At 71.6% G+C, this 13,436-nt stretch carries 12 protein-coding genes; 3 read left to right on the forward strand and 9 right to left on the reverse strand.

All coding sequences use genetic code 11. The annotated features are described in order from the left end of the window. Positions 1 to 19: 19 nt before the first annotated feature. Both I5071_RS11480 and I5071_RS11485 read right to left on the reverse strand, forming a co-directional pair. Positions 20 to 1,330 (reverse strand): UDP-glucose dehydrogenase family protein, encoded by a 1,311-nt coding sequence (locus I5071_RS11480; RefSeq protein ID WP_236605470.1) that lies wholly within the window; start codon positions 1,328 to 1,330, stop codon positions 20 to 22. After that, the gene (locus tag I5071_RS11485) at positions 1,327 to 2,298 is read right to left on the reverse strand and encodes a UDP-glucuronic acid decarboxylase family protein (RefSeq protein WP_236605471.1); all 972 of its coding nucleotides are present in this window, start codon (positions 2,296 to 2,298) and stop codon (positions 1,327 to 1,329) included. Before I5071_RS11485 ends, I5071_RS11480 begins: the two co-directional genes overlap by 4 nt. 272 nt (positions 2,299 to 2,570) lie before the next feature. On the opposite strand from I5071_RS11485, the gene I5071_RS11490 reads away from it, so the two are divergent. After that, on the forward strand, positions 2,571 to 4,040 hold the full coding sequence (locus tag I5071_RS11490; protein WP_236605472.1) for an ATP-binding cassette domain-containing protein: 1,470 nt from the start codon (positions 2,571 to 2,573) through the stop codon (positions 4,038 to 4,040). Then, positions 4,037 to 4,309, forward strand: coding sequence for a PqqD family protein (locus I5071_RS11495; protein WP_236605473.1), 273 nt, complete (start codon positions 4,037 to 4,039; stop codon positions 4,307 to 4,309). Before I5071_RS11490 ends, I5071_RS11495 begins: the two co-directional genes overlap by 4 nt. Here the strand turns inward: I5071_RS11495 and I5071_RS11500 are convergent. The 4 genes from I5071_RS11500 to I5071_RS11515 form a co-directional block, all read right to left on the reverse strand. Beyond that, on the reverse strand, positions 4,293 to 5,180 hold the full coding sequence (locus I5071_RS11500; RefSeq protein WP_236605474.1) for a hypothetical protein: 888 nt from the start codon (positions 5,178 to 5,180) through the stop codon (positions 4,293 to 4,295). The two genes, I5071_RS11495 and I5071_RS11500, sit on opposite strands and share 17 nt — an antisense overlap. A 16-nt stretch (positions 5,181 to 5,196) precedes the next feature. Beyond that, positions 5,197 to 5,484 (reverse strand): PqqD family protein, encoded by a 288-nt coding sequence (locus I5071_RS11505; protein WP_236605475.1) that lies wholly within the window; start codon positions 5,482 to 5,484, stop codon positions 5,197 to 5,199. Between the two features lies 1 nt (position 5,485). After that, positions 5,486 to 7,555 (reverse strand): TolB family protein, encoded by a 2,070-nt coding sequence (locus I5071_RS11510; RefSeq protein ID WP_236605476.1) that lies wholly within the window; start codon positions 7,553 to 7,555, stop codon positions 5,486 to 5,488. 104 nt (positions 7,556 to 7,659) lie between these two features. Further along, positions 7,660 to 8,712 carry a radical SAM protein gene (locus I5071_RS11515; protein WP_236605477.1) on the reverse strand — a complete coding sequence of 351 codons (1,053 nt, stop codon included), beginning with the start codon at positions 8,710 to 8,712 and terminating at the stop codon, positions 7,660 to 7,662. A gap of 49 nt (positions 8,713 to 8,761) precedes the next feature. On the opposite strand from I5071_RS11515, the gene I5071_RS11520 reads away from it, so the two are divergent. Next, positions 8,762 to 9,799, forward strand: a complete 1,038-nt coding sequence (locus tag I5071_RS11520; RefSeq protein ID WP_236605478.1) for a nucleotidyltransferase family protein — start codon at positions 8,762 to 8,764, stop codon at positions 9,797 to 9,799. Here I5071_RS11520 and I5071_RS11525 read toward each other — a convergent pair. From I5071_RS11525 to I5071_RS11535, 3 genes are all read right to left on the reverse strand, one after another. Beyond that, entirely contained in the window at positions 9,755 to 10,165 is a 411-nt protein-coding gene (locus I5071_RS11525) for a lasso peptide biosynthesis B2 protein (protein WP_236605479.1), read from the reverse strand. The two genes, I5071_RS11520 and I5071_RS11525, sit on opposite strands and share 45 nt — an antisense overlap. Beyond that, positions 10,156 to 11,052, reverse strand: coding sequence for a putative metal-binding motif-containing protein (locus I5071_RS11530; protein ID WP_236605480.1), 897 nt, complete (start codon positions 11,050 to 11,052; stop codon positions 10,156 to 10,158). Before I5071_RS11530 ends, I5071_RS11525 begins: the two co-directional genes overlap by 10 nt. Positions 11,053 to 11,236: 184 nt before the next feature. Further along, positions 11,237 to 13,363: a TolB family protein gene (locus I5071_RS11535; protein ID WP_236605481.1), complete on the reverse strand. Its 2,127-nt coding sequence runs from the start codon at positions 13,361 to 13,363 to the stop codon at positions 11,237 to 11,239. Positions 13,364 to 13,436: the final 73 nt, after the last annotated feature.

The following is a 13,436-nucleotide window of genomic DNA, read 5'->3' on the forward strand; positions in this document are numbered from 1 at the left end:
TCCCTGCTCGCTCTCTGTCTCAGCCGGCGCGCACGCCGATGCCCTCGTAGGTGAAGCCCAGCTGGCCGAGGTTGTACGTCGACCAGATGTTGCGCCCGTCGAGGATGAGAGCGCGCCGCATCGTGGTGCGGAGGCGCTCGAAGTCGGGATTGCGGTACTGGCCCCACTCCGTGACCAGCACGAGCGCGTCGGCGTCCTTGGCGGCCACGTAGGGATCGTTCACGAGCTCCACGCGATCGCCGTAGCGGGCGCGCGCGTTCTCGAGCCCCTCGGGATCGTGCGCGACGACGTGCGCGCCGTCGGCGAGCAGCGCGTCGATCAGCGTGAGCGCAGCGCTGTCGCGGATGTCGTCGGTGCGCGGCTTGAACGCGACGCCCCAGACCGCCACGCGGCGCCCTCGCACGTCGCCCTCGAAGTGGTGCCGGAGCTTGCGGAACAGCACGCCCTTCTGGCGCTGGTTCACGAGCTCGGTCGCGACCGCGAGATCGAGCTCGAGCCCGTGCTCGCGCCCGGTGTGCACGAGCGCGTTGACGTCCTTCGGGAAGCACGAGCCGCCGTAGCCCGGGCCCGCGTAGAGGAACTTCGGTCCGATGCGCACGTCGGTGCCGACGCCGAGCCGCACCTGGTGCACGTCCGCGCCGACCTTCTCGCAGAGCGCGGCGATCTGGTTCATGAACGAGATGCGCATCGCGAGCATCGTGTTCGCGACGTACTTCGTCAGCTCGGCGCTCGCGGGATCCATCCACACGATGCGATCGCGATCGAGACAGAGCGGGTGATAGAGACGCGCCATCACGTCGCGCGCGAACTGATCCTCGGGATCGACGCCGACGACGATGCGATCGGGGCGTAGGAAGTCGTTGACCGCGTCGCCTTCCTTGAGGAACTCGGGGTTCGACACGACGTGCACCGCGTGCGGCGCTTCGCGCACGAGGCGCTTCACGCGGACGTTCGTGCCGACGGGCACGGTGCTCTTGCAGACGAGCACGCACTCGCGCGTGGCGTGCTGCGCGACCGCGAGCGCGACCGCGTCGACCGCGCTCAGATCCGCCCCACCGTCGGGCCGCATCGGCGTGCCGACCCCGATGAAGATCACCTGCGCGTTCGCGATCGCGGCGGGCACGTCGTCGGAGAACGAGAGACGCCCCTCGGCGACGTTGCGCGCGACGAGCTCGTCGAGCCCGGGCTCGAAGATCGGGATCTCGCCGGCACGGAGCTTCGCGATCTTGGTCGCGTCGATGTCGGCGCAGACGACGGTCGCGCCGGTCTCGGCGAAGCCTGCTCCGCTGACGAGGCCGACGTATCCCGTGCCGACCATGCAGACCTTCATGCCGAAGCCTCCGATCGCTGCGGCTCGCTGGTGTGCCGCGCGAAGTACTCGATGGTGCGCGCGAGCCCCTCGCGGAGCGGGACGCGATGACGGAACCCGAGCCGTTCGCGCGCGAGGGTGAGATCCGGACGGCGCTGGGTCGGATCGTCGGCGGGCAGGGGCTTGTGCACGATCGTCGATCGGCTGCCGGTGAGCTCGCGGACGAGCTCGGCGAGCTCGAGCATCGTGAACTCGCCGTCGTTCCCGATGTTGACGGGACCGGTCGTGTCGGGGTGCTGCATCAGGAGGAGGAAACCGTCGATCAGATCGCTGACGAAGCAGAAGCTGCGCGTCTGCTTGCCCTCTCCGTAGATCGTGAGCGGCTCGCCTCGCAGCGCCTGCACGATGAAGTTGCTCACGACCCGCCCATCGTTCGGATCCATGCGCGGGCCGTACGTGTTGAAGATCCGCACGATGCGCACCTCGAGGCCGCGCGTGCGATGGAAGTCCATACAGAGCGACTCCGCGACGCGCTTGCCCTCGTCGTAGCAGGCGCGCGGTCCCAGCGTGTTGACCGAGCCGCGGTAGCTCTCGGGCTGCGGGTGCACCTCGGGGTCGCCGTAGACCTCGGACGTCGAGGCCTGGAAGAAGCGTGCTCCGTCGCTCGTCGCGCGCTCGAGCCCGTGGAGCGTGCCGAGGAAGCTCGTCTTCGTCGTGAAGATCGGGTCGCGCTGGTAGTGCGGTGGCGACGCCGGACACGCGAGGTTGAAGATCCAATCGAAGCGACTGCCGAGCGCGGGGAGCGGCTCGATCACGTCGTGCTCGAACAGCGAGAAGCGCGGGTGCGTGCGGAGATGCGTGAGATTGTCGCGGGTGCCGGTGTAGAAGTTGTCGAGGGCCACGACCTCGTGACCGAGCTCCAGGAGTCGGTCACAGAGGTGCGACCCGACGAACCCGGCTCCGCCGGTGACGAGGGCGCGCTTGGTCATGAATCAGCGGGTTTCGTAGACGCTGCCGGCGGGCTCTGCAACCAGCGTATATGTCCTCTGCGAATGCGGTCGAGGAAGCCGAGAGGACGCGTGTGAGCATCGCATCGACCTTTGCGATCCTACGCCGACTGGGTGGAGCGCGTGCGGACTGGGCGCGCGCTGCCGCGCTGGGTGTGCTCGCGGCGGTCGCGGAGATCGTGCTCGCTCTCGCTTTCGCCGCGCTCGCCCGCGGGGCGTCGGACGGCGGGACCTCGACGGCCGCACTCTGGCCGGTGGCGCTGGCGCTCGGCGGTGCCGCGGCCGGGCGCGTCTGCGTGGGGATCGCCATCCATCACCTGACGGCCACGAGCGCGGTCGAAGCGTCACGCGCGCTGCGTCGGGTGGGCTTGGATGTCGCGCTGCGCGCCGATGCGCGGGGGCTCGAGCCCGCGACGGATGTGCTCTCGCGCTGGATCGAGCGCGTGCCGCGCGCGACGCAGGCGCGACAGGCATCGGTCGGGCTCGTCGCGTGGTCGGTCCAGTCCCTGTGCCTCGGTGCGCTGGTGATCGTGAAGGCGCCCTCGATCGGGCTCGCGATGATCGCGGTCCTGATCGCCAGCGGCGCGATCGCGGCGCTGCTCGCGCGGCGCGTGCGGCGCATCGCACGCGGTCTGGCGCCGGCGCAGCGTCGCATCGCGAGCACCCTCGAGCGCGTGACGCGCCGCGCGTGGGAAATCCGCGCGCTGCGGACCGTCGCCATCGAGCGCGCGCGGCTCGCGCGGGACGTCGACGCACACGCCGAGGAGCAGACGCGTGTCGCGACGGCGAGCGCGCTCGCGAGCGCATCCCCGCTGCTGCCGGCCCTGCTGGCGATCGGTGCGCTCGCGAGCGCGGGGCTCGCATCGGGCCTCGCGCTCGCGGATCTCGTCGCGATGCTCTACGCGCTCGTGCGGCTCGCGTCGTCGCTGACCGCCGCGGGGCACGCGATCGGCGCGCTCTCCGCAGCGGGCCCGGCGCTCGAGGAGATCGCGCGCGAGGTGCCGCTCGGGAGCGACACCGCCGCAGCAGCGCGCGCCGAGACGAGCGCGCCGTGCGCGATCGCGCTGGAGAACGTGCGCGTCACCGTGGGCGATCGCGTCGTGCTGCACGACGTGAATCTCGACGTCGCGCCGGGCGAGATCGTGGGGCTCGTGGGACCGAGTGGGGTCGGCAAGACGACGCTGCTGCGCGCGGTGCTCGGCGTGATCGAGCCTGCTGCGGGACGGGTGCGCATCGACGGGATCGCGCCGGCGGACTGGTCGCTGCGTGGCGGGCGGCTCGGCCTGGTCACCGCCGAGCCGATGCTCTTCGCCGGGACGCTGCGCGAGAACGTCGCGTACGGGAGCTCGCAGGTCGACGACGACGCGCTCCTGCGCGCGCTCGCTCGTGCGAGGGCGTCGAGCGTCGCGGGGCAGGGCCTCGACCGCGTGCTCGGCGAGGGAGGCGAGGGCGTCTCGAGCGGTGAGCGCCAGCGTGTCGCCCTCGCGCGCGCGCTCGTCGGCGATCCCGACCTTCTGGTGCTCGACGAGCCGACCTCGGCGCTCGACACGACGCTCGAGCAGGAGATCGCCGCGCTGCTGCGCGATTGTTCGGGGCGATGCACGGTGCTCGTCGCCACCCACCGCGCGGCGCTCCTGAGCGCCTGCGATCGTGTCGTCGAGGTCGTGCCCGACGACCGCGGCGCGACAGTGATCGAGCGCGCGCGCGACGCGAGGAGCGCGTGAACGAGCACGCGAAGCTGACCCACGCGCCTCGCGCGGTCGCGCGTCGGGTCGCGGGGCGCATGGTGGTCGTGACGTTGCCCGGCCTCGAGACGCGCGTGCTGAACGAAGTGGGCGCGCGCGTGGTCGAGCTCGCCGACGGGCGCACGTTGGGCGAGATCGTCGACGTGATCACCCGCGAGCTGGATGCGGACCGCGAGGTCGTGCGCTCCGACGTCCACGAGTTCGTGATCGAGCTCGTGCGCGAAGGGGTGCTCAGCGCGGACGCGTAGCGAGCCACGCGCGCAGCAGCTGCGGGACGACGAGCGGGTCCTCGAGCGCGTCCGGGCCCGCGACGAGACGCGCCGCGGGGAGGGTTGCGAGGTCGGCGAGGATGTCGATCATCGCGTCGCGATGCGGCGTTCCCGGCACGACGGCGAGCGCGCTCGACCCGAGGAGCGTCGCGAACACTGCGGCAGGCTCGACGGGCTCGACGCGAGTGCGCGCGCCGCGCTCGATGCTCGGGATCACGATGGCGTCGACACGCGAGGGCGACGCGGGCCCTGGAGACGGCGCGCGCACCCGCGTCTTCGCGACGCTGCCATCGAGGACGGGCCCGAGCGCTTCGAGATCGGGATGCGCAGCGCGCGTCTCGTCGCTGACGTGCGGAGGCCGCCGGATCGGCCACGCCACGCGATGGGCGTCGACGTACGCCGCGTCGTCGCACGCCAGCACGCCACCACCGCGAGCGACCGCGAGCGCAGCGCTCGTCTTCCCCGACCCCGACCCGCCCGGGAGCAGGACCGTCGCGCCGTCGAGATGCACGACCGCGGCGTGGGTGTGCACCAGGCCCGCGTGGGCCGCGACGACGTGGAGCGCGATCGCGGCGGGCAGCCCGCTCGGCCCGTCCACGCGTCCCTGCAGTCCGTGAGGCGTCACCCGGAGCTCGGCGTGCGGGCTCCACACGATCACCGCATCGGGCTCGAGGACGAGCCGGGCAGGCCCGTAGAACGCCGCATACCGCGCGGGCGCCCGAGGGATCGCGCCGCGCTCCACGACCCACGGGTAGACCGCGATGCCTTCGCGACCAACCGCCGCGCCGAGGTGCTCGAGGCCGCCGCTCGCGCCCGCGGGCTCGTCGGGCACGTCCCACGCGACGCTCAACGCGCCGAGCCGAGCCTCACCCCGGGGCATCCGCGGGGTCGACCACGTCGATCAATCCGAGCTTCTGAAGCTCGTCGAGCCACGTCTCAGTGTCGGCCCGAGCGACATCGACCCCGACGTCGAAGACGCGCACGAGCATCGCCGCGAGCTCGTCGAGCGTCGCCGGAGCCGTGAGCGCGGACCAGAGGGCCTCGCCCGTCTCGTTCAGCGTGAAGTACGCCTTCGAGGCGGGGTCCAGGACGACCCCGCCTCGCGGCAGCTTGGTGTGGATCGCGCGCGTCGACGCGCGCCAGCGACGCGTCACGTCAGCGCGCGTCGATGGGCTGCTGGGGACGGGGATCGCCCACGGCGCTGACGAACAAGCCGCTGGTGCTCAGCGGGCCCCAGTTCGTCGGCGTGGCGAAGTACGCGACGTAGCCCGCCTCCGCCTCGCTCGGGTACGAGAGCCCGAGCCGCAGGTCCCCGCTCTGGATCGCGCCGGAGACCGGCACGAACGGCGTATCGGGCATCAGCTGGATCGTGCTGGCCACCCAGCAGCGGCGAAGGTCGTTCGCCGGGGGCGCGGCGATCGGCGCGGTGGTGTCGCAGACGTAGATCTGAGTGCCCGGCGCGTTGAAGCCCGAATGGCTCTGCGACGGGACCAGACCGGCCGTGCCGTTCCCGCGGAACGCGATGAACCGACCGCTCGGCGAGAGCGACGGGATGCCATAGCTGTTCGCGCCGGCGCTGACCGCTGCCCCGGCCGGGTTGGCCGTCACGACCTCGAGCCCGCCGACGCCTTCGCTCGCGCTCGCACGCACGACGCGCCCGCAGGTGTCCGTGCAGAACGCGACCACGCTCCCGTCGCCGGAGATGCCGGTGTGCGACGGCGCCGTCACGGTCGGGGTGATCGGATAGAGCACGACCGACCCGGTGAGCGACTCACTGTGATCGTAGACGTAGACGTCCTGGGTCGCGTCGGTGTCCAACGCGGGGTCGAGCTGCCCGCCCGCGATGAACACGATGCGCTGTCCGTCGTCGCTCACGTCGGCGTAACGAATGGGGTCGCCGTTCGCGCAGGCGGCGTAGCGCGCCGTCGTCGGAGTGTAGAAGTCCGAGCCGCGGATCGCGCTGACGTGGTGGATCTCGCCCGTCGTCGCGTCGTAGCGATACACGTCGGGACAGCCGCGACCGTTCGGAACGGTCTGCCCGACGAGGTTCCGCGCCTGGCTCTGGAACACGATCACGGAGCCGTCGCTGTTCAGCCTCGGGAACCGGCTCGCCTGGTTTCCGGCCCCGCCGCCCGTGGCGGTTGACACGAGCGTGCCGGTTCCGGCGCTTCCGTACTCGTAGCGGTAGATCTGCGACTGTCCCGCGACCGGACATCCGGCCGCCTCGTACGCGAGCACCGAGCCGTCGTCCGAGAGGTCGATGTTGAGGACCGACGTGCAGCCCGTCACCAGCGTCGAGACCGCGCCGGAGGCGGAGGTGAGGTCCTTCCGGTGCACGGTGCCACCGACGACGTACGCAGCGAACTGCCCGTTCGCCGACAGCGCAATCCCGCGCCCGCTCGTCGGCACGATCGCGGTGTTGGTGGGGTAGGGCCCCGCGCCGGGATTGTCGCGCGCGCCGTCGGCGAGGCTCGCGCGAACGGTCGGGGTCACGAGCAGTCCGCGGACCTGCACGACGAAGCGGAACGTGAACGTCGTCCCGGCGGTCGTCCCGCGGAACCCCCAGCGCATCGTCGCGGTGTTGGCGACCGTGGTGCTCGCGCGGCCGAGCTCACCGAACCGGAAGAGCCCGTTCGCGACCGGCGGGGCGGCGAGCCCGAAGTCCGGCGTCGCGATCTGGAGCGCGTTCGGCACGATCTCGGCGGAGGTCGTGTCGCCCGTCGGCACGAGCTCCAGCATCTCGGCGTACGCACGCTCGACCTGCTGGTTCGTGTACAGGCTGCGGAGGCGCACGCCCTGGCAGACGCCGGACAGCGAGCCCGTCGGCTGACTGCCGCACGCCGCGACCCACGAGCCCGAGGTCAGCGCGCCGTTCAACACGGTGCCGCGCTCACCGGCGACGTTTCCGAACGTCACGTACCCATTGCCGGTACACGTCGTGGTCGTGCACGACTGCGACGGGATGTCGACCAACGGCTCCACCGCGACGCCCACCGCCGGGCTCGGATCCACGAGCCCCTCCGGGGTGAGGATGCGGTAGCTGAGCTCCTCGCCGTCGAACTCACCTTCGATCACTTGGATCACCGGCAGGTCCTCGACGTCGATCGCGCGTGGCCTCGTCGGCTCCGCGGCGTCGGGCGCGCACGCCGTCAAACCAGCGGCGGGAAGCCCGACGAGCGCGAGGACCAGGGCCGCTGCGCGGCGACGCGACGAGTGACGTTGCATGCGATTCTCCCTCCGGCGGGCGCTCCGCTCCCAACCCCAGTTGCGTGCGAGCATAACACGTTCACAGAAAATTCGATGAGGGGCGTTCAACCCTACGCGCGTGTTCAGCGCGCGACGGGCAGGGCCCGCTTCGCGCCGCCTCGGGCGTGGTGTAGCGCACCCCTCCATCGTGGCCGCTCGGCGTCGGGCCCATCGCGACCATCGACCGACCAATGCGGGCGACCGAAGCGTCGGAGGCACGAATTGCATTGGTGGTCGCGCCACGGCCCGGTCGCATCCGTCGAACGCGCAAGGATCTCGTTCTGTTGGATCTCGACGAGCGCCTCTCGGAGCGCACCCAACCCGCGACTCGCGTCTCCCACCACGCTCGGATCCGTGCCGCGATGCGGGACCTGCGAGTGCAAGCAGCAGAGCGTGAGCCGTCCGTGCACGTCGACGTGCAAGGTCTCGCCGCGAAGGGGGCCGCACAGCGCCGGCGCATCGTCCGCCGAGGGCCATCCCGTCGTCGTCAGCACCGGGAGCGCCACGCGCGCTCGGAGCGCTCGGACTCGCGCGTCGACGCTGCGCCAGGCATCGGGATCGAGCCGCAGCCCGTCGTCGAGGGGCGTCCCGGTCGCCTGCATTGCGCCGAAGCGGACCCACGCGGCGCCGAGCGCCTCGGCCTCTGCCGCGATCGCCTCGATCTCGTCGACGTTCCTGGCGTGGATCGTCGTCGTGATCCCGAACGGCACACCGAGCGCGACCGACACCGAGGCCGCGCTCAGCACTTCGCGACGCTGGCCGGCGCCCCTGATCGAGTCGTGCGTCGCGTCGGACGCACCGTCGAGGCTCAGCGCGATCCAGCGACACGCGTCTCGGCGCGCCGGTGCCTCGTCGAGCCAGAGCGCGACACGCTCGAACCGTCGGCCGTTCGAGACCATGTCCCAACGCATCCCGTGAGCGACGACGAGATCGAGGATCGCCGGGAAGTCGGGATGCAGCGTCGGCTCACCACCCGTCAGTGACGCGTGCCGAATGCCGAGCTCGGTCGCTGCTTCGGCGAGCACGGCCGCGATGGTCGCCAGGGGCAGGTCGACCGGTTGCGTGCCGGGGTCACGCAGGCAGTGATCGCAGTCGAGCTGGCAGCGATCCGTCAGGTGGAACCCGACGCGCTGCACGTGCTCACTCCTCGCCGGGACCGAAGATGTCCTCGGTGCCCGAGGTCGGTTGGAGCGTGTTCGAAGCGATGGGGATGCGGCGCTCGATCCGCGGCGACTCGTACGCCCTGCGGCCGTTCGACTTCGACTCCGTGGTCGTCGTGTCCGCCGCGCGGTCGTCCGCGTTCTTCCCCTCTCGCATCGTGGCCCCGTTCTGCATGGACCGTGTAGTTGTGTCAAGAGAGGCAATCGTTCGATGGACGAGCGCGAAATCGCTGCAGCGATGGCCGTCGTCGCGGGGCGTGAGCTGCTCGCGCGCGCCGCGGACGCGCTGGCGACGGTCGACGTCGTGCCGGTCGCTCTGAAGGGAGTCGTGCTGTCGGCGCTCTCGGAGGGTTGGGGGGCTCCGCCGCGTCGGATGCTCGATGTCGACGTCCTCGTGAGGCCGCGCGAGCGGGACGTCGCGGAGCGGGCATTGGCTGCCGCGGGGCTCGAGCCGGTGGCTCGCTCGGCGGTCGCGACGACGATGCGCTCGAGCGAGCTGGGGCTCGATCTCGATCTCCACGCGGCGCTGGTCGAGCCCGAGCTGTTCCAGCTCGACACGGAGGGTCTGGTCGAGCGGGCCGAGGACGCCTCGGCGCTGTTCGGACATCCGGTCCTCGTGCTCGAGCGCCACGACATGTACGCGCACCTCGTCGCGCACTTCGCACGCAATCGCTCGAACGTGCGGGACCAGCGACGCCTCGGCGATTTCTCGATCGTCGCCCGCGCGCTCCCGATGCGCCCCGAGGTCCTCGCGACGCACCTCGTCGATCGAGGGCTCGCGCGTGCGGCGCGCTACGCGTTGGCGCTGGCGTCGCGCCAGGGCGATCGGTTCGCGGCGTCGGTCCTGTCGGCGCTGCCTCGAGACACGGTCGGCGCGATCGTCGCGCGTGGCGCCGAATCCTGGCTCTCGGCGCACGCCGGCAACGCGCCGCTCGCCGTGCCCGCGCTGCACGCGCTCAATCACTCGCTGCCCGCGGGAATGCGCTCGCTGACCGCCCACGCGACCCGTGCTCTGGCGTCACGTGCGCGGCGGGTGCTCGAACGTGCGGCAGAATCGCGGTGAGCCCGGCTCGAGGAACGGCGCGCCGTCCAGCTCGAGCCACGCGTGCCCGCTCGCGACGTCGTCCTCGTCGACGCCCATCACGAACCGCGGCGCGTAGCCCGACTCCCGGAGCAACGCGTAGCGCGCGAGGGCTCGGTAGAGACAGGTGTCCGGGCCGATCGCGCATCGACGGCTCACGCCCTCGCCGAAGGCGATGCCCGCCGTGACGTCCTCGCGCGTCAGCGTTGCGCGTGCGGTCGGCCGATCGAGCGAGGCGAGCAGCGCATCGAGCGGGTCCGAACGAAATCGCCGAACGACGTCGATGCGCAGCGCGACGTATCGCGCTGCGCATCGAGCACGTCGGACGGCGGTCCGGATCAGCGGCAACCCTGGGTGCGCGTCTCGATCACCGGCGCACACGCGGCCGAGCAGCTCGCGATGAACGCGGCGGACTCGCCGCAGCCCGGCACCGTCGCCGCCTGCCAGCCGGCCGTCGTGGTGCACGAGCCGGCGGATCCGGTGCACGAGCCCTGCGCTTCGTACTGGAGTGCCTCGCTGTAGTCGCAGTCGAAGTCGAAGGGAACGATCCCGTCGACCGCGGCGGTCGTGAAGAACCCGGTCACGCCGCTGTGCGCGCGGGTGTCTCCGTCCGCGCAGTCGAAGTCGTCGAACTGCGGCGCTCGCGAGGTCCACGCGGGCGACGCGGTGGTGCAGCCGGTCGCACCGGGCGTCGGCATCGTGCAGCCGTCGATGCTCGGGGCGGCCTCCACGGCCCACCCGTCTCCGTCGCAGTCGGGGTAGAACGTCCCGGTCAACCGCTCGTCGATCGCGCCGTCGCAGTCGTCGTCTTCTGCGTCGCACGTCTCGCTCGCGCCGGTGTGGCGCAGCGGGTCGCCGTCGTTGCAGTCGGTGCACGCGCCGTCGCCGTCACCGTCGACGTCGACCGGGGTGTGCACGCAGCCCGTCGCTGCGGCGCAGGTGTCCGTGGTGCAGTCCATCAGGTCGTCGCAGACCAGAGGGCCGGCGGAGGGCATGCACATGCCGTCGACGCACTGCTCTTCGCCGTCGCAGCGGTCGGCGTTCTGACAGTGGGCGTTCGTCGTGCAGAAGCCGCCGCCATCGACCGATCCGCCATCGACCGGACCACCGTCGAGCGCCGCGTCGGGCGCGCCACCGTCGGTGCCCGCATCCTCGGCACCGGAATCCGGCCGCCCGGAGTCGACGGGAGATCCGGAGTCCACCGAGCCCGCGTCGTCCATGCCGGCGTCGGTCACCGGTGCGTCGTCGTCCCCGCAGCCGGCGACGGCGAGCGCGAGGAGTGTTGCAAAAGCAAGTGGCGTGCGGATCGACATGGAGCCTCCCTCGGGCGTGGCGGACGGCCCTCGCGAAGTGCTCCAGCGAGGACGTCCGTCGAAGCCGGGACGATGTAGCACGCCGGAGAGCACCGGCGCGCACGGCTCACCGCGCGGCTGCGGGCATCTGCGCGCGGGGATCGCCCACCGGGCTCACGAACACCTGGAGATCCGCCGTGGCGACCGGCGTCCACCCGGCGCCGTTGGTCTGGTACGCGACGTAGCAGGACTCTTCTTCGTCGGCGCACGCCATCGCGCTGCGCCCACCACCGACGCTCGCCCCGCCGAGCACCGCGAACGCGCTCTCGGGCGTTGCCTGGAACGTGCTCGCGACGAAGCAGCGCTGCAGCTCGGTCGCGGTCGCGCCCATGTCGCACACGTAGTGCTGCGTTCCCGCGACCGGGAACGTCGTGGTCGACGCGAGGTTCGTGTAGCTGCTCCAGAACGACACGAACCGACCGTTTCGCGAGAGCGCCGGCCACGGCGCGTCGAACGACGTGCCGGTCGCGTTCGCGTCGGTCGGCGTCAAGGTCACGCGCCGGACGCTCTGGCTCGCCGACGCGCCGTTCGCCGACGATCGTCGATAGACGTGCCGGGCACCCACGGCCGTCTGCGCGCCGGTCGAGACGTTGCGCGCGAGCGACGAGAACGCGACGAACGCACCGTCCGCGGAGATCGACGGGTGATCCGACCCGCCCGCGAGCTGCATGTTGTTGTGGCGCAGGCTCACCCGATAGACGTTCACCGTCGCACCGCCGTGCGCGTAGACGTAGACGTCGGAGGCGCCGTTGGTGTCGCCGGTCACGAGCGATGCCCACGAGCCGCGGAACACGATCCGGCTGCCGTCCGCGCTCACGTCGGGCACCTCGCCTGCGTTCGTGGCGTCGTACGGGGCGAACCCCGCGACCGCGTTCGGGGCGGTGCCGGGGCGCGCGCTCACGTGCGTCGTCGTGCCCGCGCTCAGGTCGCGTCGGTACACGTCGATGCAGAAGCGGAAGAGCGGGATGCCGAAGAGCTCGAGCGCCGGCGTCCCACTGACGAGATCGAACGCGCGGCTCTGGAAGACGACGACCTGACCGTTCCCGCTCAGCTGCGGGCTCGTCGCCGCCTGGTTCGCGTACTCGCCGCCCGTGTCCGCACTGGCGAGCGTCGTCGTCCCGGCGCTCACGTCACGGACGTAGACCTGCGTGGTCGTGGTCGCGCCGAGACCGACGAGATCGCATCCCGAGCTCTCGAACGCGATGCGGTTCCCGTCGTCGGAGATGCTCGGATTGGACGACGTGCAGCCGGTCGCGATCGTCTCGGTGCCGTCGATCCGTTCGACGACGTAGCTCTCGCCGGTCGTCATGTCGTGACGCACGACGTACTGGCCGCTCGCCTGACCGTGGAGCGCGGTGGAGCTCGTGGTGAACACGACGTAGCGACCGTCCGCGGAGACATCGATCGACGAGGGGCCGACCGTCGCGCCCGTGGTGCGCGCCGGGTAGTCGGCGGCGGGATCGTCGTTGCCCACGACGCTCGCGCGGCGCGTCGGCGAGACCAGCTGTCCGCGCACCTGCACGACGAAGCGGAACGTGAGCTCGGTGCCGGCCGGCGTCGTGCCGTGGAACACCCAGCGCGTGGTCGGGCTCGTCGTCGCGGTGCCGTCGCGGCCGATCTCGCCGAAGCGCCAGAGCCCGTTCGGGACGGTCGGCGCCAGTGAGAAATCCGCGAGCGCAGCGAACGGCTGCGCCGGCACCGAGACGCTCGTCGTCGAGCCGGTCGGCGTGAGCGAGAGGAGCTCGGCGTACGCGCGCTCGATCTGCGTCGAGTACAGGTTGCGCAGCCTGACCTGCTGGCAGACGCCGGACGTCGGGCTCGCGGGCGCCGCGCCGCACTGCGCAGGGGCCCACGTGCCGACCGTCGCGCCGTTCGTCGACGTCGCGCGCCCGCCGGCGACGTTGGAGAACGCGACGTAGTTCGCGTCCGTGCAGGTCGCGGTGGTGCACGAGCGCGAGGGGATGTCGATCAGCGCTTCGCGTGCGACACCGCGCTCCTCCGCCTCGTCGCGATCGAGCGTCCGGAACGTGAGCTCGTGGCCGTCGTACTCACCCTCGATCAGGGCGACGACCGGGAGTGGCTCGAAGGGCGCGTCGGGGATCGGATCCGCCGATTCCGGTGTCCCCAGACACCCGACGAGCAGCCCTGCGCACGACGCCCATCGCCACGTGAAAGTCCAGCGTCGTCGCAACATCCGAAGCCTCCCGAGCGTGCTCGTGCTCTGCGTCAGGAGAGCACGCTCCGGGGACGAAATCCAGTCGCGAACA

Source organism: Sandaracinus amylolyticus (assembly GCF_021631985.1).
Taxonomy (GTDB): Bacteria; Myxococcota_A; Polyangia; order Polyangiales; family Sandaracinaceae; genus Sandaracinus; species Sandaracinus amylolyticus_A.